General features: G+C 68.8%; 17 protein-coding genes. 9 read left to right on the top strand and 8 right to left on the bottom strand.

What is annotated here, in order from left to right; translation table 11 throughout:
* Positions 1-194 precede the first annotated feature (194 nt).
* The 3 genes from AC1RSK_RS03430 (at position 195) to AC1RSK_RS03420 (ending at position 4,362) form a co-directional block, all read left to right on the top strand.
* Entirely contained in the window at positions 195-1,499 is a 1,305-nt protein-coding gene (locus AC1RSK_RS03430) for an MFS transporter (RefSeq protein ID WP_492905553.1), read from the top strand.
* The gene (locus tag AC1RSK_RS03425) at positions 1,496-1,996 is read left to right on the top strand and encodes a PaaI family thioesterase (RefSeq protein ID WP_492905551.1); all 501 of its coding nucleotides are present in this window, start codon (positions 1,496-1,498) and stop codon (positions 1,994-1,996) included. The genes AC1RSK_RS03430 and AC1RSK_RS03425 overlap by 4 nt, the downstream gene beginning before the upstream one ends.
* Before the next feature lie 89 nt (positions 1,997-2,085).
* On the top strand, positions 2,086-4,362 hold the full coding sequence (locus tag AC1RSK_RS03420) for an arylsulfatase (RefSeq protein ID WP_492905549.1): 2,277 nt from the start codon (positions 2,086-2,088) through the stop codon (positions 4,360-4,362).
* On the opposite strand, the gene AC1RSK_RS03415 is transcribed toward AC1RSK_RS03420, so the two are convergent.
* On the bottom strand, positions 4,349-5,281 hold the full coding sequence (locus AC1RSK_RS03415) for a TauD/TfdA dioxygenase family protein (protein ID WP_492905547.1): 933 nt from the start codon (positions 5,279-5,281) through the stop codon (positions 4,349-4,351). The genes AC1RSK_RS03420 and AC1RSK_RS03415 overlap by 14 nt on opposite strands.
* A gap of 274 nt (positions 5,282-5,555) precedes the next feature.
* A complete protein-coding gene (locus tag AC1RSK_RS03410) occupies positions 5,556-6,941 on the bottom strand; it encodes an acyl-CoA reductase (RefSeq protein WP_492905545.1) in 1,386 nt (461 codons plus the stop codon).
* Between the two features lie 152 nt (positions 6,942-7,093).
* Here AC1RSK_RS03410 and AC1RSK_RS03405 point away from each other — a divergent pair, with 152 nt between their 5' ends.
* From AC1RSK_RS03405 to AC1RSK_RS03395, 3 genes are all read left to right on the top strand, one after another.
* Positions 7,094-8,122 (top strand): GlxA family transcriptional regulator, encoded by a 1,029-nt coding sequence (locus tag AC1RSK_RS03405; RefSeq protein WP_492905544.1) that lies wholly within the window; start codon positions 7,094-7,096, stop codon positions 8,120-8,122.
* Positions 8,123-8,203: 81 nt separating this feature from the next.
* Positions 8,204-9,385, top strand: a complete 1,182-nt coding sequence (locus tag AC1RSK_RS03400; protein WP_492905543.1) for an NADH:flavin oxidoreductase — start codon at positions 8,204-8,206, stop codon at positions 9,383-9,385.
* A gap of 137 nt (positions 9,386-9,522) precedes the next feature.
* A complete protein-coding gene (locus AC1RSK_RS03395; protein WP_492905542.1) occupies positions 9,523-10,872 on the top strand; it encodes a hypothetical protein in 1,350 nt (449 codons plus the stop codon).
* On the opposite strand, the gene AC1RSK_RS03390 is transcribed toward AC1RSK_RS03395, so the two are convergent.
* Both AC1RSK_RS03390 and AC1RSK_RS03385 read right to left on the bottom strand, forming a co-directional pair.
* The gene (locus tag AC1RSK_RS03390; RefSeq protein WP_492905540.1) at positions 10,869-12,215 is read right to left on the bottom strand and encodes a glycoside hydrolase family 27 protein; all 1,347 of its coding nucleotides are present in this window, start codon (positions 12,213-12,215) and stop codon (positions 10,869-10,871) included. The genes AC1RSK_RS03395 and AC1RSK_RS03390 overlap by 4 nt on opposite strands.
* Before the next feature lie 2 nt (positions 12,216-12,217).
* The gene (locus AC1RSK_RS03385) at positions 12,218-13,555 is read right to left on the bottom strand and encodes a sugar MFS transporter (protein ID WP_492905538.1); all 1,338 of its coding nucleotides are present in this window, start codon (positions 13,553-13,555) and stop codon (positions 12,218-12,220) included.
* Between the two features lie 118 nt (positions 13,556-13,673).
* Between AC1RSK_RS03385 and AC1RSK_RS03380 the strand changes: the two genes are divergently transcribed.
* On the top strand, positions 13,674-14,822 hold the full coding sequence (locus tag AC1RSK_RS03380; protein ID WP_492905536.1) for an aldose epimerase family protein: 1,149 nt from the start codon (positions 13,674-13,676) through the stop codon (positions 14,820-14,822).
* Here AC1RSK_RS03380 and AC1RSK_RS03375 read toward each other — a convergent pair.
* Together AC1RSK_RS03375 and araD1 are read right to left on the bottom strand one after the other, a co-directional pair.
* The gene (locus AC1RSK_RS03375) at positions 14,819-15,607 is read right to left on the bottom strand and encodes a FadR/GntR family transcriptional regulator (RefSeq protein ID WP_492905534.1); all 789 of its coding nucleotides are present in this window, start codon (positions 15,605-15,607) and stop codon (positions 14,819-14,821) included. The two genes, AC1RSK_RS03380 and AC1RSK_RS03375, sit on opposite strands and share 4 nt — an antisense overlap.
* 54 nt (positions 15,608-15,661) lie before the next feature.
* Positions 15,662-16,654, bottom strand: coding sequence for an AraD1 family protein (gene araD1 / locus AC1RSK_RS03370; RefSeq protein ID WP_492905532.1), 993 nt, complete (start codon positions 16,652-16,654; stop codon positions 15,662-15,664).
* Positions 16,655-16,984: 330 nt separating this feature from the next.
* Here araD1 and AC1RSK_RS03365 point away from each other — a divergent pair, with 330 nt between their 5' ends.
* Both AC1RSK_RS03365 and AC1RSK_RS03360 read left to right on the top strand, forming a co-directional pair.
* Complete coding sequence (locus tag AC1RSK_RS03365; protein ID WP_492905531.1) at positions 16,985-18,565, top strand: GH39 family glycosyl hydrolase; 1,581 nt, start codon at positions 16,985-16,987, stop codon at positions 18,563-18,565.
* Positions 18,562-20,181 (top strand): family 43 glycosylhydrolase, encoded by a 1,620-nt coding sequence (locus AC1RSK_RS03360; RefSeq protein ID WP_492905529.1) that lies wholly within the window; start codon positions 18,562-18,564, stop codon positions 20,179-20,181. Before AC1RSK_RS03365 ends, AC1RSK_RS03360 begins: the two co-directional genes overlap by 4 nt.
* A gap of 143 nt (positions 20,182-20,324) precedes the next feature.
* Here the strand turns inward: AC1RSK_RS03360 and AC1RSK_RS03355 are convergent, their stop codons facing one another.
* Complete coding sequence (locus AC1RSK_RS03355) at positions 20,325-20,936, bottom strand: hypothetical protein (protein WP_492905527.1); 612 nt, start codon at positions 20,934-20,936, stop codon at positions 20,325-20,327.
* Positions 20,933-23,002 (bottom strand): RHS repeat-associated core domain-containing protein, encoded by a 2,070-nt coding sequence (locus AC1RSK_RS03350; RefSeq protein WP_492905525.1) that lies wholly within the window; start codon positions 23,000-23,002, stop codon positions 20,933-20,935. Before AC1RSK_RS03350 ends, AC1RSK_RS03355 begins: the two co-directional genes overlap by 4 nt.
* Positions 23,003-23,014: the final 12 nt, after the last annotated feature.

Raw genomic sequence — 23,014 nt, 5'->3', positions numbered from 1 at the left:
CATCGGTCCGAACCAGTCATCGCGAGCGCGATGGAATGGGCCAGAGCCGCTCACAAGCCAAGCCGGCCGGGCCTGATCGCGGGCGCGATGACTCCCCCGGCGGCCGAGATTAGCGCTGACGAGGGCTTGGCGCGGGGCCCATAACTGGCGGCAAGGCAATTTCCGGGGCGAACACCGGCGCGGAGGAATGAGTAGTGGACGACAAGTCGAAGGTTACGGCCCCGGCGCGTGATCTCTATCGCTGGGGCGTGCTGGCCATTCTGGTCTGCGTCTACATGCTGCATCACCTCGACCGCATGGTCCTGACCCTGCTGCAGGAGCCCATCAAGCACGAGTTCAACCTCACCGACGGCCAGCTGGGCCTGATCTCCGGCACGGCCTACGCCCTGGCCTTCGGGATCGCCGGCCTGCCGCTCGGCATGCTGGTCGACCGCACCCACCGCGTCCGGCTGCTGGCCGTGCTGCTGACCGTCTGGAGCGGCCTGACCGCGCTCGGCGCCACCGTCACCGGCTACCTGGGCCTGTTCCTGGTCCGTGTCGGCGTCGGAGCCGCGGAATCGGGGGGCACGCCAACCAACCTGTCGCTGATCTCCGACTACTTCCACAAGGACAAGCGCTCGACCGCCATCGGCATCTACCTGGTCGGGTCCCAGATCGGCACCTTGGTCGGCTTCGCGCTCACCGGCATCGTGGCGGCCAAGTACGGCTGGCGCCCCGCCCTGCTGGTGGCCGGCATCCCCGGCCTGCTGCTGATGGTCCTGCTGCTGCTCGTCGTTCGCGAGCCCAAGCGCCAGGAGACCCAGCGGATATCGCCCATGGCGGCCTTCAAGACCATTGGCTCCAACCCGCTGCTGCTGCACCTGATCATTGCCCTGACCCTGGCCAACACCGTGGCCCCGGGCCTGTCGTCCTGGCTGGCCTCCTTCCTGATCCGCACCCACGGGCTCGACATCGGCTCGGCCGGGATCACCATTGCGTTGACCATCTCCCCCTTCGCGACCCTGGCCAGCATCCTGGCCGGCATGGCCACCGACAGGTTCGCCGCCAAGCGGGCGACGGCGATGTTCCGCATCATGGCGGCGGCGGCCTTCTTCATGGTGCCGGTGGTGGTGGTCGGTGTAATGGCCGGCAGTCTGTGGATGGCCCTGGCGGCCTTCGCGCTGCAGCATGTGTTGCACATGTTCATCAGCACCCCCGGCTACGCCCTGGCCATAGAGTTCGTCCCCTCCCCCATGCGCGGCACCACAGCGGCCCTGTTGCAGGTGCTGTCCAATCTGATCGGCTTCGGGCTGGGGCCGACGGTCTGCGGCAAGCTGAGCGACCTGCTGCAGCCCTACTTCGGCGACCAGTCGCTGCGCTACGCCCTGGCCATCTTCGTCTTCCTCAGCCTGTGGCCCTGCGCCCACCTGCTGCGGGCCTCGGTGCTGGCCAAGCGGGCCCGCAAGGCCAAGGCGGCCCTCGAAGCCGGCGAATTGGCGGCGGCTTCGACCACCGCATGAGCGAACCAGGCTCGCTCGACGCCGGCGCCGCCCAGTTCCTCAAGCCCGGCGAGGTGATGGTCTGCTACGCCTGTCGCAGGACCGGCGTCTGCCAGCTGGGCCTGCGGTCGGTGTCGCCGGCCGGAGAGCGGACGATCCTCGCGCGCCTGGTCTGTCCGCCGGGCTGGGAGGGCGGGCCGGGAGTCGCCCACGGCGGCTGGACGGCGGCCTCCTTCGATGAGGTCCTCGGCCACCTGGGCCCCCTGAACGGAGCCCTCACCGTCACCGGCGGGCTCAGCGTCGACTACCTCAAGCCCGTGCCGATCGCGCGCGACGTCGAGGTGCGAGCCTGGGTCGACCGGGTCGAGGGCCGCCGCTGGTATCTGGAAGCGGAGATGACCCTGGCCACGGGCGGGGCCCTGCTCGGCCGGGCGCGCGGCGTCTTCATCGAGCGCCGGCCGACGCATTTCGAGAGCCATCTGCGCTGGCTGGAAGCACAGGACCAGCGTCCCAGCTAACCTGAGTGAAGGGAACGGCCATGGCCGCGAAGAGCCCGAGGGGCGCTGACAATCAGGCCCGCGTCTCTCGCAGAGGCGCACTGGCGGGCATGGCGGCCATCGGCGCGGCGGCGGGCGCCAGCGACGCCAGCGCCGAGGCGTTCGCCGGCAGGATCGGGCCGACGCTGCAACAGTCGAGGCCGGACCATCGGTCCCGGCCCGCGGCCAAGGCCGGCAGCCCCAATGTCGTGGTCATCCTTCTGGACGACGTCGGTTTCGCCGACCTGGGATGCTACGGCGGCGAGATCGACACCCCGGCGGCCGACGCGCTCGCGGCGAGGGGCCTGCGCTACGTCAACTTCCGCACCACCGCCGTCTGCGCGGCGACGCGCGCCTCGCTGCTGACCGGCCTGAACCCGCACAGCGCCGGCATCGGCTGGCTGACCGAGCTGGACGCCGGCTTCCCGGGCTACCGGGGCGATCTCACCCACGACGCGGCCACCCTGCCCGAGACCCTGCGCGCCCACGGCTACTCGACCTACCACTGCGGCAAGTGGCATCTGAACTTCGCCGAGACCAGCGCCGCGACCGGCCCGATGGACAACTGGCCGCTGCAGCGTGGGTTCGACCGCGCCTACTGGTTCCAGGGCCATTCGACCGACTATTTCCGGCCGGCCAGCCTGTTCGAGGGCAACCAGCACGTCCGCGTCGACCCGGCCCCGGACTACTACGCCACCGACGACCTTACCGACCGCGCCATCACCTATCTGCGGGAACATCGCGCCCAGGCGCCGGACCGGCCGTTCCTGCTCTACCTGGCCCATGCGGCGGCCCACTCGCCCCTGCAGGCCCGGCGCGAGGACATGGAGGCGGTGCGCGGCCGCTACGACCTGGGCTGGGACGCGGTCCGCGAGCAGCGGCTGAAACGCCAGCAGGCGCTCGGCGTCACGCCCGCTGGCACGCGGTTGCCGCCGCCCAACCCCGGCGTCGGCCGGTGGGCGGCCCTCCCCGAGGGCGAACGCCGGCTCAACGCCCGCTACATGGAGGCCTATGCCGCCTGCCTGCGCCGCGTCGACTGGAACATCGGCCGGCTGGTCGAGGTGCTCACCGCGCTGGGCGTGCTGGACAACACCCTGCTGATTCTCGCCTCCGACAACGGCGGTTCGCCGGACGGCGGCCTCAAGGGCACGACCAACCTGTTCGCCGGCCTCAACGGCGGCGTCGCCGTCGACCAGGCATTGGCGCAGCTCGACGAGATCGGCGGTCCGGACAGCTACGCGGCCTACCCGGCCGGCTGGGCGATGGCCTCAAACACCCCCTACCGACTGTACAAGCACGACACCCACCTGGGCGGGGTGGCCGATCCGCTGATCGTCCATTGGCCGTCGTCCGTGCCGGCGGGCGGCGAGCTGCGCTCGCAATATGTGCATGTGATGGACCTGCTTCCGACCATCCTCGACTGCGTGGGGGTCGCGCCGCTTCGCGAATATCAAGGCCGCAGGATGCGCCCCATCCAGGGCGTCAGCTTCAAGGCCTCCCTGACCGCCAGGGACGCGCCCGAGAGCCGGCTCGAGCAGCATTTCGAGATGAATGGCCAACGCGCCATGTATGCCGAGGGTTGGCGGCTCGTGTCCACCGGCCGGTTCATGGAGCCCGGCGATCGCTGGGAACTGTTCGACCTCGCCGCCGAGTGCAACGAGATCACCGACCTGGCCGCCCAACGGCCCGATCTCGTCGCCGCGCTGGAGGCCAAATGGCTCAAGGCCGCGCGGCGCTACGACGTCTTCCCTGTCGACACCCGCACCCAGCGGCAAAAATCCCTGGTGTCCTTCTTCGAGGGCGGCGGGCGGGCCGAATGGGACCTGATCCCGCCGCTGGACATGATCCCCGAGCAGACAGCCCCGATGTTCTTTGGCCGCTCGCACCGGATCGAGGTCGAGCTTGCGCCGATCGGGCCTGGCGACGAGGGCGTGCTTGTCGCCTATGGCAACCAGTTCCTGGGGTTCGTTCTCTATGTGAAGGACGGCCGGCTCCACTATGAGGCCACCGCGCGACCGCGGCGTCACAGCTTCAGCGCGCCTCTGCCGCGCGGAGCGGCCCGGATCGCCTATGAGCAGACCATGACCGAACGGCCCTGGCGCGGCCGGGGCGTCCTGCTTATCGATGGCGGGCCGGTCGCCGATCTCGCCTACGACCGCGCCATCTTTGGCAGACCGCCGCAGGGTCTGGAGATCGGCGCCAACGGCGCCGGCCCGGTCAGCCGCCTCTACGCCCAGCCGTTCGGCTTCAGCGGGACGATCCGGCGGGCCAGGATCCAGGTGGACCCGTCACCCTACTCAGAGGCGGAAATCCGCCGCTTCGCCGAAGGCCTGGTCAGCCGAACTTGATCGTCTTCAGCTCGGGATCGACCACGAAGGCCGGTTCGCGGCTGGCCGCGTAGATCGGCGGCAGGCCGTTGGTGCTGATGCGCAGCAGGACGCGGCGCTTGCCGTCCTCGGCGCTGTATTCGATCGGGGTGGCCCGGTGCAGGGTGCACATGTTGTCCCAGATGAGCACGTCGCCGGCCCCGGCCTTGACCCGGATCTGGAAGCGCTCCTGCAGGGCGTGGACCTTGAGCTCCTCGAGCAGCGCTTCGCCCTCGGCCTCGTCCATGCCCTCGATGGCGAAGCCGGTGCCGCCCAGGGCGTAGAAGCCCTTGCGGCCGGTGACCGGGTGGGTCAGCACCAGGGGATGCACCGGCTGTTCGGCGGCGCGCTTGCGGGCCCGCACGCCGCCGTCGCGGTCCGGCGCGTCGGGGTCCAGCGACAGGGGGGTCTCGTCGGGCCCGCGCTTGCCGCCGACCAGCTTGTGGCGGACCTTCAGGCCATCGAGGCGCTCGCGGGTCTCGGCCGGCAGGGCCTCGTAGGCGGCGGTCAGGTCGGCGAACAGGGTCTCGCCCCCGACCAGCGGCGCCTCCACCCCATAGAGCATGGTGAAGCTGGCCGGCAGGTACTCGTAGGAGCCGTCGGTGTGCCAGAAGGAGGCCCCGTCGCGGCGGCCGACGTCGAGGTCCGGCGAGTTGGAGATGCGGATCAGGGCCGGGAATTCGGGGTCGAGGTCCGGGGTGAAGAAGAAGTCGATCGGCGCGCCCCACAGGCGGCCGAAGCGGTCGTAGTCGGCCTTCGACAGGTCCTGGCCGCGGAACACCGCCACATGGTTTTCGGCCACCAGGTCGACGACCTCCTTGGCGGTCGCCGCCGAGAGATCATCGCGCAGGTCGAAGCCGGTGACCTCGATGCCGAAGGCGCCGAGCGAGCTGAATTCCATGGCGTTGTCTCCCGTTTTCTTGACGCCACTCTGCGCCCCTGACGCCGGACCACCAGAGGCGGAACGGACAGTTTGGGTGAGGATTCGGACGTTCCGGGCCTGACGCGGACGCGCCGCCCCGGCATCGCATATGCGTAGCGGACGAGGGATGAATCGTCCGTGCGCACGGGTTGGCGGGTGGAAAAAGGGGCTTCGGGCAGGCGTCGACGCCCCATCCATCGCAACCGCGATGGGGGGTCTCGTTCTGTTCGCCCAACGTTCGCGTCGGACGTCTTTAGCCCTCGTCGTTCACCCAACGGGCGAAGCGTTGCAGGGGATAGAAGCCGTCGTGCGGCAGGCCGATCTCCGGACCGGCCCCGCCCAGGGCCACGACCCGTTGGGCCCCGGCCGAGGCCAGCCGGTCGCGCAGCTGCGTCTTCCGCTGCGGCGGGTAGACGCCGACGGTGGAGGTGGCGACGGTGACGTGCTTGACCGCGTCGTTCAGGTCGCCGACCCGCACGACGTTGACCACCTTGCCGTCGGGATAGAAGTCGACCGGCTCGTCCGAGCGGACGACCAGGCCGCGACCCTCATAGCCGCCCCAGACGCGGTAGAAGTCGGGCAGGTCGCGCAGGCCGCCGATCTCCTCGCGAAGATTGGCCGGAATCGGTTGCGGCTCGGCCGAGGCGGTGCGGCGCTCCAGGCCCAGGCGCGCCTGCAGCAGCTCACAATACCGGTCGACCTCGGCTTGCGTCCCCTCGATGAACTGGAAGCGGCTGGAGGTACAGGCCTGCTGGTTCATCAGGGTGGCGTCCTGGGCGGCGCTCTCGGCCACCTCGGCCAGCACCTCGTCGGAAGCGAAGGCCTCGCGGCCGATCAGGGAGATGGAGGTCTTGGGATCGAACGACACCAGCTCGAAGCCCGGCCCGACGTATTTGACCGCCCCGCGGATGGTGCTCTCGCCGCCCCAGGCGACCAGCTTGTCGAAGAACTGCGGACGGAACAGCATGCCCTCGACCTTGTCGTCGCCCCCCCGCCAGTAGGCGGCCGAGAAGCAGCGGGTCAGGGGGTGGCCGGGGGCGGCAGCCGCCATGGCGGTGAGGATGGCCGGGGCGCTGAACAGCTCGTTGGACGGCAGCTTGAGCAGGTGCACGCCCTTGACCAGGGCTCCGCGGATGATGGTCTGGGCGGCGACGCCGGGCGAGTTGCCGGCGATGATGTGGACGATGCGCGGCGGGAAGGCCCGGATCCGCGCCGGCCGGCCGGAGGGCCGCTCGACCTTGCGCCAGCCGTCGACCACGTCCTTGCCGCCCAGTTCCTGCTCCAGCATGAACTCCATGGAGGCGCGGTTGAACATCTGGCCAAGGCCGGCGAAGGACCGCTCCACCAGGTCGCGCGGATAGGGGCTGGTCGCCAGGCCGCGCTCCATGGCCTCGGCCAGGGCGCCGTCCGGATCGCGGGTCAGCCGCTCGCCGGTGGCGACCAGGACATCGATGATCTCGTCGACCGGGATGTCGGCGGCCGGCGGCGGCTCGGCGCGCGACCAGACCAGCTCATCGAGATTGAGCGCCGGGGTCGAGAAGCGGGCATGGCTGGGGCCGTATTCGAGCGCGGCGCCCTCGATCACCCGCCCCTGGACGACGTGGCGGACCGCGGTGGGAATCTGCCTGATGGCGTTCATGGACGAGCCTCCGTGGTCCGGCGGTTCCCGGACCTGTGACGGCGAGTGTGACGCAGCAGCCCTTGCCGACCAGAGACGGATCGGACATCTTCAAGGGTGAAACGGACATCCGTGGACGCCTCGCGCGCCCGTGACCCTTGGGAGCTTCATCGATGGCGCGCATCGCCGTGCTGGGTCTGGACGGCGCGCAGCTGGCGGGGCTGGCGACGGTCCTGGACATCTTCGACCTCGTCAACCGCTACAGCGCCCAGCAGTACGCCGACCGCGAGGTCCTGCCGGCGATGGTCGAAACCCGCGTCCTGTCGCCGACCGGCCGGCCCCTGCACCTGCAGTGCGGCCGCAGTTTCGCCGTCGACGAGTCGGTGGCCTCGCCGGAACCCTACGACCTCGTCTATGTCGCCCCCTTCGCGGTTGGCGCCGACCTCGACCTGGCGGCCCGGCTGGCCGGGACGGAAAGCGTCTGCGCCTGGCTGCGGCATCAACAGGCCGCCGGAGCCGTGCTGGCGGCCAGCGGGGCCGGGGTGCTGCTGCTGGCCGAGGCGGGCCTGTTGGCCGACGGCGTCGCCACCGTCCCCTGGTGGCTGGAGCGCCGGTTCCGCCGCCGCTATCCCGACATCGAGCTCGATATCGCCCAGGTGATCTCCCAGGCCGGCGACGTCTACTGCGGTGGCTCGATGCGGGCCGAGCCGGCGCTGGCCCATCGGCTGGTCGAGCGCATCGCCTCGCCCAACGTCGCCAACTGGGTGGCCAAGATCACCCTGGTCGACCCCTATCCCGACGGCCCCCAGCCCTGGACGGTGTTCTCGCCGCAGGTGCTGCGCGAGGACGGCCTGGTCGGCCGCGCCCAGCACTGGCTGCAGCTGCGCTTCTCCCAGAAGCCGAGGCTGCGCGACCTGGCCGAGGTGCTGGCGGTCAGCGAGCGCACCCTGGCCCGGCGCTTCGAGGCCAGCCTCGGCATGACCCCGCTCGACTACCTGCAGACCCTGAGGATCGAGGCGGCCAAGCAGATGCTGACCCGCTCCAGCCGCCGCATCGACCGCATCGGCTACCTGGTCGGCTACTCCGATCCCGGCTTCTTCAAGAAGATGTTCCGGGCCCGCACCGGCATGACGCCCAGCGAGTACCGCCGCGGCGCCGGCGGCGAGGCCGTCCACCCGCCAAACGGATCGGAAATGCGATGATCGCCGCCGCCCCTGTAAGACCCGCCCGCGAGCGCGCTTATAGGACCCCGACCGCCGCTTCCTGGCGCACCGGGTGAGGACATGACGGACCAGCTCAATCTTTCGGAGGCGACCGCCGCCGACCGCGACAGCCCGCTGTTCCGGCCCTTCACCGTCGGGCCGCTGACCCTGCCCAACCGCATCGTCATGGCCCCGATGTCGCGCTACCTCTGCCCCGACGAGGTTCCGCATCAGGCCATGGCCGACTACTACGCCCGCCGGGCCCGGTTCGGCGTCGGGCTGGTGGTCAGCGAAGCTACCTACATCCCCCACCCCTCCGCCCACAGCTACGAGGCGGTGCCCCGGTTCTATGGCGAGGACGCCCTGGCCGGCTGGAAGACCGTCATCGACGCCGTCCACGCCGCCGGCGGCCACATGTTCCCGCAGCTTTGGCACACCGGCAGCTTCCGTGAGCTCGGCATGTCGCCCGATCCGGCGGTCCCGGGCTTTGGCCCGTCGGAGAATCTCAACGCCTTCGAGAACACCACCCATGTGACCAAGCCGATGACCGAAGAGGACATCGCCGACGTCATCGCCGCCTATGCGCAGGGCGCCGCCTCGGCCCAGCGGCTGGGCTTCGACGGGGTCGAGCTGCACGGCGCCCACGGCTACCTGATCGACAGTTTCTTCTGGTCGGAGACCAACCGGCGGACCGACCGCTGGGGCGGCGACCTGGTGGCGCGGATGCGGTTCGGCGTCGAGATCGTCAAGGCCATCCGCCAGGCGGTGGGTCCGGACTTCCCCCTCTCCTTCCGCTGGTCGCAGTTCAAGCAGCAGGACTATCGCGCCCGGCTGGTTGAGACGCCGCAGGACCTGGAGAAGATTCTTGCCCCCCTGGCCGACGCCGGCGTCAGCATCTTCCACGCCTCGGCCCGGCGCTATTGGGAGGCGGGCTTCCGCGAGCTGTCGGAGATGACCCTGGCCGGCTGGACCAGGAAGGTCACCGGCAAGCCGGTGATCGCCGTCGGCAGCGTCGGCCTGGGCGGCGTCGCCTCCACCGCCAAGCGGGCCCCCGGCGACACCAGCAGCGACAGCATCAGCTTCGCCGACGCCGCCCTGGACGGCGTCGAAAAGGTCGAGGAGCTGCTCGATCGTGGGGAGTTCGACCTGATCGCCGTCGGCCGCGCCGTGCTGGCCGACCCCGAATGGGCCCACAAGGTGCGCGAAGGCCGCCTCGACGAGCGCCGCGCCTTCGAAAAGGCGCATCTGCAGAGCCTCGACTAGATCGCGCCGGCGATGGGGCCGGCCCGGCCGGCGCCGCTGTCCGGATCGCCCCGTCTTCTGTCCTGACCGCCCCTCGTGGGCCCGTCAGCGTCGCTCCACCGTCGTCCGGTAACTTGAGCGCCCGGGAGGCAGTGGACATGTCGGTTCGCCAGGACCTTCTCGACGAATTGACCGCGCCGGGGGTCTTCGACCGCGGCGTCGCCGATATCGAGGCCAAGCAGCTGGCCGCCGCCCGGGAGCTGTTCGCCGAACGCCGCGAGCAGATCGCCGTCGTCCGCCGCAGGGCCGAAGAGGCCGGCATCGATCAAATCGACTCCCTCGCCGACCTCGTGCCGCTGCTGTTCGCCCACACCAGCTACAAATCCTATCCGCCCTCCTTCGTCGAAAACGGCCGCTGGGACCGCATGCTGCAATGGCTGCAGACCCTGTCGGTGCGGGACGTCACCGGCGTCGATGTCGAGGGCGTGCAGGACGTCGATGACTGGATCGAGCGACTGCGGGCCGATGGCCACATGGTACAGGCGACCAGCGGCACGACCGGCAAGGTCTCCTTCCTGAACCACACGCAAGGCGACGCCGAACTCAAGCGCCGGCACGCCGGGGCCATCTCCGGCTGGCCCTACCTGAAGGCAGACAAGAGCCGGCCGGTGTTCATCGTCGGCCCCAGCGTCGGCTACAACAGCGCCGTCGAGGCCTATCACAACAACGTCGCCGCCTGGGCCCGCCCCGGCGCCGCCCACTTCCTGACCGACGAGCCGATCCGCATCGGCGACATCAGCCGCATGGCCTCCCTCCGGCACCGGATGGCCCAGGGCACGGCCAGCCCGGGCGAGATCGAGGCGGCCGAGCAGGAGGGCGCCGCCAAGCGCGAGCGCATGCGGCTGGCGACCGAAGAGCTGGCCGAGAAGATCGTCGCCCACCGCCATGAGCCGATCATGATGAGCGCCCAGTGGGCCCAGCACCTGATGATCATCGAGCGGGCCTGGCGCATGGGCGTCGGCGACGGCGAGTTCCACCCGCAGAGCCTGATCAACGCCGGCGGCGGGGTGAAGGGCGTTGTGCTGCCGCCGACCTACAAGGAAGACGTCTACCGCTTCTACGGCAACGTCGTGCGCGGCGGGGCCTATGGCATGACCGAGCTGGCCTCGATCATGCCGCGCTGCCAGCACATGCGCTACCACCGTCCGCCCAGCCTGATCTGGCTGCTGCTCGACGAGGCCGGCGAGCGTCTGCTGGGACCGGAGGACGGCCGGGACGGCGTCGTCACCGGCCGCTTCGCCTTCCTCGACCTGGTCTACGAGGGCCGCTGGGGCGGGCTGATCTCCGGCGACAAGGTGCAGGTCGATTTCACCGGGACCTGCGCCTGCGGGCGGCCCGGCCCAACCATCCTCGACACCATCCACCGCTTCAGCGAAGGCGGCCAGGACGACCACATCGGCTGCGCCGGAACCATCGATTCCTACATCCGCGGCGCGATGGCCGGCTAGGCCGGGACCAGGCGGTACAGGCCCGCCCCATGGGCCGGCAGCGGCCGTGAGAGTTCGCGGTGTGTCATGCCCAGGCTTTCGCCGGTCCAGAGATCTTGAACGACCGCCCCCTTGGCGAGTCCCAGATCGGCGAGCGCGACACCGACCGTCGCCTCGGCCGGGCCCGTATTGAACAGCGCGACATAGGCGTCCGGCCCGGACTGTGGCCGCGCGGTCCACACCCGCGCGTGCGCCGGTGACGGCAACGGGCGATTATCCCGCGACGACTGGTTGACGGCCAGGACCGAGGGATTGGTCAACAGCGCCAGAGTCGCCTCGTCCAGATGCCGCAGATCGCCGCCCATGATCAGCGGCGAGCGCGCGATCGACCACAGGGTCATCAGGGTCTGTTGTTCGGCGTGCGTGAATTTGCTGTCCCGCTCGCCGAGCGCCAGCCGGCCCAGCGGCAGCATGTCGGCGTCGGGCCAGGCTCCGGGCCGGCGATGGGGGTTCCAGTTGGCCAGGCGGTCGAACTGGGCCTCGAGCAGATCCCAGCTATCCCAGAAATCGTCGCTGATCCGCCACATCTGGGCATGGCGCGCGACATGGTCGGCCTGGGCCAGCGGCGTCTCGCCCGGCGACAGGCTGAGGATGATCGGCCGGCCGGTCTTGGCGATCGCCCGGTGCGCGGCCTCGATCTCCAGCCGTTGGACGGCGTCATAGGGCCGGCTCATGTCGTCCATCTTGATGAAGTCGACGCCCCAGGACGCATAGAGGGCGAAGACGCTGTCGTAGTAGGCCTGGGCGCCCGGCCGGCGCATGTCGACGCCGTACATGTCCGGGTTCCAGGGGCAGATGCTGGCGGTGTCGGCGATGTCGCGGGCATGCTGCGCCGTGCCGAGCACCGGCAGGTTCCGCTCCACCGCCAGGCGCGGGATGCCGCGCATCAGGTGGAGGCCGAACTTCAGCCCCATGGCGTGGACCTCGGCGGCCAGGGGCGCGAACCCGGCGCCGCCGCGGCTGGAGGGGAAGCGATTGGGGGCCGGCAGCAGGCGTCCGAAGCCGTCCATCTCCGGCACGGGGTTGCTGTTGTAGTTGTAGCTGGACGCCTGCGGCTCGTACCACTGGATGTCGATGGTGAAGACGTCGTAGCCCGAGGGCAGCAGCCGGTCCCGCATGATCGTGGCGATCTCGCGGGCCTGGGCCTCGTTGATGGTGGTGGCGAAGCTGTTCCAGCTGTTCCAGCCCATCGGCGGACGCGGCGCCAACAGGCGCGCGGCGGCCCCGGAAGCGTCCGTCGCAAGCGCGAGCGCGCCGGCCATCCCCAGCGTGACGGCGCCGCGTCGGGTCAGAGGATGGCTCATGGTCAATGCCCGGAGACGATGGCTTCCGCCGCCGGCTCCGGGTCAGGCAGGGCGTGCGTCGGCTTGCTCCCCCAGAGGGCGTAGAACAGCACATAGAGCTCGCACACCGCCGTCAGCAGGAAGGACAGCTGCAGGCCGACCGTATCGGCCAGCCAGCCCTGGACGATGACCAGGGCGCCGCCGGCGATGGCCATGATCAGCAGGCCCGACCCCTCCTCGGTCAGCGGGCCCAGCCCGCGGATGCCCAGGGTGAAGATGGTCGGGAACATGATCGAGTGGAAGAAACCGACGGCGATCAGGGCCCACATGGCCACCGGCCCGCTCGCGAAGCTGGCCACCAGCATGACGAGGAAGGCCCCGACCGCGAACACCGCCAGCACATGCTCGGCCCGCACCCGCCGCATGCAGAAGCTGCCGATGAACCGGCCCACCATCATCCCGCCCCAGAGGATGGCGAGATAGCGGGACGCCTGCTCATGGGTGATGTCGGCGATGTCCGGCTGCGACACGAAGTTGATGAACAGGTTGGCCACCCCGATCTCGGCGATCAGGTAGATGAAGATGGCCGGCACGCCCCAGACCAGGTTGCGGTGCTGCCAGAGCGACAGCCCCTTGCGGGCCTCGCGCGAGGCGCGGTGGGTCGCCTGGCCGATGACCGGCAGCGGGAAGCGGGCGATGACCACCGCCAGCACGATCAGCACGGCGGCGACGATCGCATAGGGCAGGATCACCGACTGGGCGTCGGCATGGCGCTCGGCCGCCGTCAGGATGGTCGCCGCGTCCGAGGTGCCGCCCTTGGACCGGCCGAGGATGAGATAGCCGGCGAACAGCGGCGCCAGGGTGGTGCCCAGCGAGTTGAAGGCCTGGACCAGGTTCAGGCGCGAGGAGCTGGTCTCCGGCGGCCCGATCACCGCGACATAGGGGTTGGCCGCCACCTGCAAGAGGGTGATGCCGCTGGCGATGACGAACAGGGCGGTCAGCACCAGGAGGTAGGAGGCGAAGCGCGCCGCCGGGATCATCATCAGCGCCCCGACTGCCATGGCGACCAGGCCGACGACGATGGCGCGCTGGTAGCCGATGCGCTCGATCAGCTTGGCCGACGGGATCGAGGCCACGAAGTAGGCGATGAACCAGACCGATTCGATCAGCGTCGTGCGGGTGTAGTCGAGCACGAACACGCTGCGCAGGTGCGGCAGCAGGGTGTTGTTGATGACGGTGATGAAGCCCCACATGAAGAAGAGGCTGGCCAGCAGGATCAGGGCCGACAGATAGGCTGGGCGGCCCTTTGAAGCGGTCCCTGGCGCGGGCGACGGCGCGGCTGTCGAAGGCAAGGCGGGCATAGGGTTTCCTCTCGACGTCCGCCGCGTTCCTGGCGCCGGTTGCTCATCGGTTATTTGTCAGAGTATATTCGAGGCAGAGACGGGTCAACGACGCTCGCTTTGATGGGGAGACCGGGCCATGGCCGGGATGAAGTTCGGCGGATTGGTGGCGCTGGTCGCCTTGCTGGCGGTGTCGCCGGCCGCGGCGGCGGAGGCGCGGCGCGAAGCCGCCGGGGCGCTGAAGGACGGACGGGCGGTCGAGGCGATCGTGCTCACCAATGCTGGCGGCGTGTCGGCCCGGATTCTGACCTATGGCGCGACCCTGCAGTCGATGACCGCGCCGGACCGCAAGGGCGTCCTGGCCGATATCGTGCTCGGTCATGACGCGGTGGCCGACTACGAGGCCCGCCCCAACTTCTTCGGGGTCACCGTCGGGCGCTACGCCAACCGCATCGCCGGCGGCCGCTTCACCCTGGACGGCCAGGCCTACCAGCTGCCGCTGAACAACGGCCCCAATTCGCTGCATGGCGGCGGCAAGGGGTTCGACGTCCAGCTGTGGCGGGTGGTGTCGGTCGACAGCGGCAAGCGGGCGCGGGTGACCCTGGCGCTGACCAGTCCGGACGGCGACGCCGGCTATCCCGGCCGGTTCGAGACCACCGTCACCTATTCGCTGGGCGATGACGGCGCGCTGGAGATCGCCTTCGAGGGTCGCACCGACCGGCCGACGGTGGTCAACATGACCAACCACGCCATCTTCAACCTGGCCGGCGAGGGCTCTCCGGAGGGCGCGATGCTGCATCGCCTGACCATCCCGGCCGGCGCCTATACGCCGGTGGACGCCACCCTGATCCCGACCGGCGAACGTCGGGCCGTCGCCGGCACGGTGTTCGATTTCCGCAGCTCGCGCCTCATCGCCGAGAGCCTGCGCGACGGACGCGACGAGCAGATCCGCATCGGGCGTGGCTACGACCACAACTTCGCCCTGGACAAGGGCCTGACCTCCAAGCCCGAGCTGGCCGCACGCCTCGAGGACCCTGCGTCTGGCCGGGTGCTGGAGGTGTTCACCACCGAGCCGGGCCTGCAGCTCTACACCGGCAACTTCCTCGACGGGACCCTGGCCGGCAAGGCGGGCCACGTCTATCGCATGGGGGACGGCATCGCCCTGGAGCCTCAGAAGTTCCCCAACGCGCCCAATGAGCCGAGCTTCGTCTCCGCCCGGGTCGACCCCAAGCATCCCTATCGCCACGTGATGATCTATCGCGTGTCGGTCGCCCCGGCGGCCCCCTAGTCTTCCGAGGCGCGCCCGGCCGCGGCCTCGACGTCCATCGCCAGCCGCGTATCGTCCGCCGCCAGGGCGACCAGGTCACGCATGGCGCTCTCGGCCGCGTCCAGATCCTGCGCCAGAATCGCGTCGTAGACCCGCGCGTGATCCGGGATCGGATTGCGCGGCAGGGCCCGGGTGCGCTGCTTGAACTGGGTGGTCCAGGCCACCGCCGCGCCGATGCTGGCGCTCAAGGTGACCAGGGCGTCGTTCTGGGTGGCCTGCAGGATGGCGTTGTGGAAGTCGCGGTCCGCCGCCCGGCCCGCCTCGGTCGCCAGGGTGTGGTGGCGCATGCCGTTCAGCGCCTCCTTCATCGCCTTGAGGTCGGCCTTGTCGCGGCGCTCGGCCGCCATGCGGGCGGCGGCCGGTTCGATCACCGCCCGCAGCTCGAACAGGCTGCGGATCAGCCGCAGGTCCGGCTGGCCGGAAAACGCCCAGCCCAGAACCGCCGGGTCGAGCAGGTTCCAGCGGTTCCTCGGCAGCACCTTGGTGCCGGTCTTGGGCCGGCTCTCCACCAGGCCCTTGGCGGCCAGCACCTGGATCGCCTCGCGGTAGGCGTTGCGGGACACATCGAGCGCTTCGGAGAAGGCGACCTCGCCCGACAGCGTATCGCCTGGCGCATGCTCGCCGGCCAGGATGGCCGAGCCCAGCATGTTGGCGATGGCCCCGTGCAGCCGGCGTCCAGGCTCCTTGGCGCTGCGGCGCGGATCGGCCGGGGCTTCACGCTCTTCGAGATCTGACGGCTCGTCCATGGGGTTTGGTCCTGCGGCGCAACTTGTCACAGTAAAGCCCCGCGCCGGTTGCCGCTACAGGGCCGTGACACGCAGATCCTCCGGCGCGGCGACCTCGAGGCTGTTGCGCAGCGGCATGCGGAAGGGATCGGCCTCGATCTCGAACCGGTCGCCGGCCCGGGTCTGGACGCCATCGGCGAACGACAAGGTCGCCGTGCCGTAGAAATGGATGTGCACATCGCCCGGCCGGCGGAACAGGCCGTACTTGAAGTGGTGATGCTCCAGATTGGCCAGGCTGTGGGACATGTTGGCCTCGCCGGACAGGAAGGGCTTCTCCCAGAGCACGGCGCCGTCGCGCAGGATACGGCTGACGCCCCTCACCTCCTGCGGCAACGGCCCCAGCCGCAGTTCCGGGCCGACGGCGGCGGCGCGCAGTTTGGAATGGGCCAGCCACAGGTAGTTGCCGCGCTCGGTCACATGGTCGGAGAACTCGTTGGCCAGCGCGAAGCCCAGCCGCCTGGGCGCGCCGGCGCCATCGATGATGTAGAGGCCGGCGATCTCGGGCTCCTCGCCGCCATCGAGGGCGAAGACCGGGGAGACCAGCGGGTGGCCCGGCGCCGTCAGGCCTGACCCATCGCCCTTGTAGAACCACTCAGGCTGGGCGCCGACCTGGCCCACGGCCGGCTTGCCGCCCTCCAGCCCCATCCGGAACATGCGCATGGAGTCCGTCTCCGCCCCGGCCGCGGCGGCCTTGTGCATCCGGTCCCGCCCTTCCGCCGAACCGAGATGGGTCAGGCCGGTGCCGGTCAGCTTCAGGTGCGCCGGATCGGGGTGGTCGATCGGAGCCAGCAGCCGCCCCTGCGCCTCGGCGGCCTCCAGGTCGACGATCTCGCCGGTCATCCGGGTTTCGGCGAGATTGGACAGGGCGCTTCCGGCGTCCAACGCCTCCAGGGCCAGGGCATAGACGCTGTCGACCCCGACCAGCCGCCGGGCCGGCCCGACGTCCGCCATCGCGGCCACGGCGCGGCCGCCGGCCTCCAGGCGATACTGGACCAGGCGAAGGGGCATGTCGGAACTCCAGGCGCGACGATGAGGCCATTACTCTGACATATGTCAATCGATTTTTGGCAGTCCCCGCCCGATGGTAGCGCTAACAGAAATTGCTTTTCAATGCCCACAAGTCGTGCAACCTAACTGCGCCGACCCCTGCCTCCGACCGTGTGGGAAGGTCGGTCCACGTCGCGAAACAAGCGACGGGCATGGCAATTCCATGGGGGAAACATAGGTGTTTCAAGCCAATCGCATGCGGACGGCGCCCCAATACCCTTCATCACGGGACGCTGTTTTCAGGCAGCCGGATGGGAGCGCCGAAACATGAAGCCCGCCCAGGAGAAGACGATGAGACTGCTGCGCTCGTGGACCGCTCTGGCCTGCTCGGCCATCCTCGCCGCCACCGCCGGCTGCGCGCACGCCGCCGAGGTCGGCAAGACCGGAACCCGCACCATCGTCGTCCAGGCCGACGGCCCGACCACGCCGCGCAACCGCATGGCCCAGTTCTCGGTTGGGTCGGACTATCCGGGCACTCTGATCCGCGAGGACAGCCTGGCGCAGCTGAAGACGGTGAGCGAGGAGCTCGGCTTCCGCTACATCCGCTTCCACGACATCTTCCACGACGACATGGGCGTCTACCGCGAGGTGGACGGCAAGCCGGTCTACGACTTCAGCCGCATCGACCATCTCTACGACCGGCTGCTGGCCATGAAGATCAAGCCGTTCATCGAGCTGGGATTCACCCCCGATGCGATGAAGACCTCCAACCAGACCCTCTTCTACTGGAAGGGCAACACCTCCCATCCGCAGCCGGAGAAGTGGACGGGCCTGATCGACGCCTTCGTGCGCCATCTGATCGCCCGCTACGGGGCCGAGGAAGTGCGGACCTGGTATTTCGAGTTCTGGAATGAACCCGACCTCGCCGGCTTCTGGGAGGGGGCCGACCAGGCCGCCTATTTCGACTATTACGGCCGCACCGCGCGAGCCATCAAGGCCGTCGACCCCAAGCTGCGGGTCGGCGGTCCGTCGGCGGCCAGCTCGCTCTGGACGCCGGACTTCCTGGCCTACGCCGACAAGCACGGCCTGCCCGTCGACTTCGTCAGCGCCCACACCTACGGCGTCGATGGCGGCTTCCTGGACGAAAAGGGCGAGGGCGACAACAAGCTGTCGCGCAACCCCGACGCCATCAGCGGCGGCGTGCGCCGGATGCGCGGCGAAATCGAGGCCTCCACACGCCCCGGTCTGCCGCTCTACTACACCGAATGGAGCACCAGCTATAATCCGCGCGACCCGGTCCACGACGACTACTTCGGCGCCGCCTACATCCTCTCCAAGCTGCGCCAGAGCGAGCCGAATGCGCAGGGGATGAGCTACTGGGCCTTCAGCGACCTGTTCGAGGAGCCGGGCCCGCAGACCCGCCCCTTCGACGGCGGCTTCGGCCTGATGACCCCGGACGGCATCCGCAAGGCGACCTGGTTCGCCTTCAAATACCTCAATGAGCTGGGCGACCGCGAGCTGGCGACCGGCGACGACCAGGCCATCGCCGCCCTGAAGGGCAGGACGGTGCAGGTCCTGGCCTGGCGCGACCTGCTGCCCGACCAGCCGGTCAGCAACCGGCCCTTCTTCCGCCAGGTGCGCCCGGCCGCCGAAGGCCCGCCCCTGGCCCTGACCGTCAAGGGCCTGAAGCCCGGGCGCTACGAGGCGCGCATCCGGCGGACCGGCTTCAAGCAGAACGACGCCTACACCGCCTATCTGGAGATGGGCCGGCCGGAGAAGCTGACCCCTGACCAGCTGGCCCAGCTGCAGGCGCTGACCACCGACACGCCGGTTCGCCAGACCGTCGAGGTCGGCGCCGACGGCAAGGCCTCGCTCAAACTGCCGATGCGCGACCATGACGTGGTGATGATCGAGCTGGACCGGCGTCCATGACCCTGCCCCGGCGCAGCCTGTTCAAGGCCGCCCTGGCCGGAGCCCTGGCGGCGCCATCGATAGCCGCCGCCCAGCCGCAGCCCCCACGGCCCGCGCCGCAGGGGCCTCGCTGGGGCGCCGGGGCCGAGGGCCAGCGCAAGGCCGACCTGGGCAACGGCTTCTTCCAGAACCCCATCGTCGCCGGCGACCACCCGGACCCGACCATCCTCAAGGATGGCGACGACTACTACATGACCTTCTCGTCCTTCCTGTCCTATCCGGGACTGGTCATCTGGCATTCGACCGACCTGGTGAACTGGGCGCCGATCGGCCCGGCCCTGCGCAGCTATCTCGGCGTCATCTGGGCCGTCGACCTGATCAAGCACGAGGGCCGCTACTACATCTACATCCCGGCCGACCCGAAGCATGAGGGCTGGTCGATCTTCGTCATCTGGGCCGACGACATCCGAGGCCCCTGGAGCGAGCCGGTCGACCTGAAGATCGAGGGCTGCATCGATCCCGGCCATGTGGTCGGCGAGGACGGCCGGCGCTACCTGTTCACCAACGGCATCCGCAAGATCCGCCTGACCGACGACGGCCTGGCCACCGACGGCCAGCTCGAACAGGCCTATGCGCCATGGATCTACCCGGACGACTGGATCGTCGAGGGCTTCGCGCCGGAGGGGCCCAAGCTGCTCAGGAAGGACGGCTGGTTCTACCTGGTCACCGCCATCGGCGGCACGGCCGGGCCGCCGACCGGCCATATGGTCATCGCCGCCCGCTCGCGCTCGGTCCATGGGCCGTGGGAGCACTGCCCGCACAATCCGCTGGTGCGCACGACCGACGCGGCCGAGCCCTGGTGGTCGCGCGGCCACGCCACCCTGGTCGAAGGCCCCGGCGGCGACTGGTGGCTGGTCTACCACGGCTATGAGAACGGCTACCGGACGCTGGGCCGCCAGACCCTGCTCGACCCGGTGGAATGGACGGCCGACGGCTGGTTCCACGCCCGCGGCGGCGACCTCTCCCGGCCCCTGCCTATCCCCCGCGGCGGCCGCAAGGGCCCCTCGGCCCCGGCCCTCTCCGACGACTTCTCCACGAACCGGCTGGGCGTCCAATGGGCCTTCCACACGGAGGATCCGAACAGCGCCCGACGCGCCAGCTACAAGCCGGCCGGCCTGGTGCTGCGGGGCCAGGGAACCTCACCGGCCGACTCGGCCCCGCTGGCCTGCCTGGTCGGGGACCGCCGCTATGAGGCCGAAATCACCCTCGAGCTGGAGGGCGAGGCCGAGGCCGGCCTGCTGCTGTTCTACAACCCCAAGGCCTTCGTCGGCATCGGCTTCACCGGGACCACGCTGAAGACCTTCCAGCACGCCGAGGAGCTGACCTGGATGCGCATCGCCCACAAGCCGCGCCGCCTTCGCCTGAAGGTCGCCAACATCGACAACGTCGTGACCTGGTCCACCTCCTCGGACGATGGCGCGACCTGGACCCGCAACGGCATGCGCATGGAGGTCTCCGGCCTGCACCACAACGTCTTCGGCGGCTTCCTCAGCCTCAAGCTCGGCGTCTACGCCGCGGGAACCGGCCGGGCGGTGCTGAGCGACTTCCGCTACCGGGCGCTGCCGGGATCGGCGTGAGGGGGACCTCGGGGCGGAGCGAGGCCGTCGTCGGATAGGCGACGCTGGTCAGGTTGCCGGCCACAGCCACCTTGACGCCCGCCGTCGTCATGCCGTCAGCCCGTCGGAGCCCCCCTTTGTGAAGCCGGCAGCAGGTTTCAAACCTACTCCACCTCGAACACCACCCCTTGCCCGTCCGGAAGGTGCTTTATCTGCCGATACAAATTCAGCCTAAATTGGCATACTTCAATAGTTTTTCCCAAAAATAGATTATCGAGGGAATATTCACCACCTAGAACAAAGGGAATCTTCGGCGATAGGCGCCTACCAACACCTATAGTGCCGTTCTTCTCTTGCCAATCTCGGGCGAAATTCCATCCCGTAGATAAATTCACATTGGAAAATATGTACTCAGCCCACCCCTCAAGATCTTCAGAAACAAATTCACTAACACCAGATTCTGTATCTAGATATGATACACGACCGCCCTCGCTGATAATATACTGAAATCCAAAAACATCTTCAGCAAATACCGTTCCCTCCAACTTGTAGCAACTCAACGGCGTAAACGCCGTATTTCTTTTAAAAATATCATCAAAATCCGCCTCTGCACCAAGCGCGAATACATGAAGAGCTGATTCAAAGGCCAAGAAGCCATTCTTGATTTCGAGGAGAAGACTCAATGTACGCCCTCCCTCCAAGCCGATCGGCAAACCAGAAAACGCCGACAGCGCCGGGCCGCCCAACATGCAGAGCCTTTCTAGCGCTTTGTTCATTTGGGAACTATTTCCACTTTGGTCCCATCGGGCAAGCCCCTGCATTGCGCGCCCATGCAAGCACCCGCCCCACGGTTATCAGAGGGGCGAATTGGCCGCACGCTTGATCCGGTACCGCCCTCCTCAAACATGGCAGGCGGATATTCATCCCGATCCGATCCTGGTCTCCGAGGCTGCCCAGCCATCGCCTCTCTACGCCTAGCAGCCGCGCCTGCTCTATCGATCGTAAGGGTGGAGGGCCGTCCGGCCGCCTGCGCGTCCTCAATGTGTGCGGCCGACTCCGGATACTTGCTCCTGGGAACGGAAATTTTATGCGGCCGGGGCTTTTTCTCAAATCCCAAGAACCGTGCAACACCCTTAAAAGCTCTCTGCCACCAAGGCGTCGTCGCCTTGAGCGTAATATTCGCGGATATCATCCGACCACCAGTCAGATATATACCCATCGCCTCACCGTATACTTTGCTTTGGGCATACTGAGGCGAATTCGTATACTCCTTTTCACCACAGGCCATTGGATTCTCTGCGCTGCCGCAGGTTTGCCCGATTTGCACGCCCTGGAAGATAGCCCCTACTGCGGTTTGCTGGAGGCCAAAGGAATCAATTCTGTTAAGCGGATCATTCTGCACATACGCATACAGGTTCGGCCCATCCCCATACCCAATCGGGTCCGGCTGCAGGAACCGCCCGACGGCCGGTGAATAGGCCCGCGCCTTGAAGTGGTAGAGCCCCGTCCAGCCGTTCAGCCGCTGGCCGGTGAACCGCCAGGCGTAGCCGGCCGGGCTGTCGGCGCTTTCGCCGAACGGGCCGTACTTGAACTTGACCTCCGCCGCCCCGTCCTTGCTCAGCGCGATGGTGTCGCCCCGGCGGTTGGTGTGCGGGTAGCGGGCCTTCAGCGTGGCTTCCGCGCCGTTGATCCAGATCAGCCGCTCGTCCGGGTTTGGGCCCAGGACATAGTAGCTGGCCCCGGCCACCACCGGGGTCGAGCTGCCCTCGGCCGTGGTGCTGTTCAGCTCCCAGGCCACCTCGGGCCGCAGGCCGTCGGTCAGCTCGATGCGGTGCGGATCGGACGCCGCCGGCACGCTGCGGTAGCTGAACCAGCGCACCCCCAGGGCGTCGAAGTAGTCCTGGTCGAAGCTGTTGGCGCTATCCAGCCCCTGGCGCGCCTTCGTCAGGTTGCCCTTCTCGTCATAGAAGAAGGCCAGCACCCCGTCGTGGGTCACCGACCCCGACGGCAGCAGGGCCGCGTCGTTGGGCGTGTAGCTGTAGGTCGTCGATCCCACCGTCGGATACTGGTTCAGCGATGTGGCCGCCCCATAGGCCCCGGTGGCCAGCGGCGGGTCGTACAGGTAGGCGGCGTTCGACGTCGTCTCGCTGACCTGCCGGCCCAGCCTGTCGTTGCCGTAGGTCAGGGTGACGTTGTGGGTGGTCGGGGCGGTGGCGAAGGTGTGGGCGATCGAGGAGAGGTCGTCGTCGGCCTCGTAGTCATAGGCCTGGGCGCTGCCGTCCCCGAAGGTGACCGACTTGCGCCGCGACAGGGTGTCGTAGGTCAGGCTGGCCGAGGCGACTTTGATCCCCGCCGTCGTCACCCCGGTCATCCGGCCAAGCGCGTCGTAGGCGTAGGTCGCCGTCAGCGCCCCGGCGTTGAGCATCCCCGTCGTCGTCGGATAGGCGACGCTGGTCAGGTTGCCGGCCACGTCCCAGGTGTAGGTGAAGGTGTAGCTGGCCGCGTTGGGGGCCGGCGTCGAGGCCACATGGGTCAGCGGACGGCCGGCGGTGTCGTAGGTCCAGGCCTTGGTCACCTGGTTGGTCGCCGCCGAGATCATCCGGCCGGAGGGCCAGTAGTCGAAGCTGGCGTCCCGCATCCGCCAGCTGCGGCTGGACGCATGGCCCGCCGTCACCCCGTCGGTCCACAGGCCCTTTTCCGTCAGGCGACGGTCGAGGGCGTCGTAGGTGCGGACGAGGAAGGCGCCCTCGCGGTTGCGGAACCGGATGATGGCCCGTGTGGTTTGCCAGAGCGCATTTCGCCCAAGCCACTGCGGCCTTTCCGCCTCTGGACCGCTTAACAAGACACTCCAATT

The organism is Caulobacter sp. GW821-FHT11A05, from assembly GCF_058809015.1.
Note: the sequence above shows the minus strand (reverse complement) of the source record. Positions and strands in the feature narration are given on the sequence as shown.

What these genes read in the sequence shown, in the direction of transcription:
- AC1RSK_RS03355 (WP_492905527.1), bottom strand. Translation starts at nt 20,936, where the DNA reads ATGAACAAAGCGCTAGAAAGGCTCTGCATGTTGGGCGGCCCGGCGCTG.
- AC1RSK_RS03360 (WP_492905529.1), top strand. Translation starts at nt 18,562, where the DNA reads ATGACCCTGCCCCGGCGCAGCCTGTTCAAGGCCGCCCTGGCCGGAGCC.
- AC1RSK_RS03420 (WP_492905549.1), top strand. Translation starts at nt 2,086, where the DNA reads ATGGCGGCCATCGGCGCGGCGGCGGGCGCCAGCGACGCCAGCGCCGAG.
- AC1RSK_RS03395 (WP_492905542.1), top strand. Translation starts at nt 9,523, where the DNA reads ATGTCGGTTCGCCAGGACCTTCTCGACGAATTGACCGCGCCGGGGGTC.
- araD1 (WP_492905532.1), bottom strand. Translation starts at nt 16,654, where the DNA reads ATGCCCCTTCGCCTGGTCCAGTATCGCCTGGAGGCCGGCGGCCGCGCC.
- AC1RSK_RS03410 (WP_492905545.1), bottom strand. Translation starts at nt 6,941, where the DNA reads ATGAACGCCATCAGGCAGATTCCCACCGCGGTCCGCCACGTCGTCCAG.
- AC1RSK_RS03380 (WP_492905536.1), top strand. Translation starts at nt 13,674, where the DNA reads ATGGCCGGGATGAAGTTCGGCGGATTGGTGGCGCTGGTCGCCTTGCTG.
- AC1RSK_RS03375 (WP_492905534.1), bottom strand. Translation starts at nt 15,607, where the DNA reads ATGGACGAGCCGTCAGATCTCGAAGAGCGTGAAGCCCCGGCCGATCCG.
- AC1RSK_RS03365 (WP_492905531.1), top strand. Translation starts at nt 16,985, where the DNA reads ATGAGACTGCTGCGCTCGTGGACCGCTCTGGCCTGCTCGGCCATCCTC.
- AC1RSK_RS03425 (WP_492905551.1), top strand. Translation starts at nt 1,496, where the DNA reads ATGAGCGAACCAGGCTCGCTCGACGCCGGCGCCGCCCAGTTCCTCAAG.
- AC1RSK_RS03400 (WP_492905543.1), top strand. Translation starts at nt 8,204, where the DNA reads ATGACGGACCAGCTCAATCTTTCGGAGGCGACCGCCGCCGACCGCGAC.
- AC1RSK_RS03390 (WP_492905540.1), bottom strand. Translation starts at nt 12,215, where the DNA reads ATGAGCCATCCTCTGACCCGACGCGGCGCCGTCACGCTGGGGATGGCC.
- AC1RSK_RS03385 (WP_492905538.1), bottom strand. Translation starts at nt 13,555, where the DNA reads ATGCCCGCCTTGCCTTCGACAGCCGCGCCGTCGCCCGCGCCAGGGACC.
- AC1RSK_RS03415 (WP_492905547.1), bottom strand. Translation starts at nt 5,281, where the DNA reads ATGGAATTCAGCTCGCTCGGCGCCTTCGGCATCGAGGTCACCGGCTTC.
- AC1RSK_RS03405 (WP_492905544.1), top strand. Translation starts at nt 7,094, where the DNA reads ATGGCGCGCATCGCCGTGCTGGGTCTGGACGGCGCGCAGCTGGCGGGG.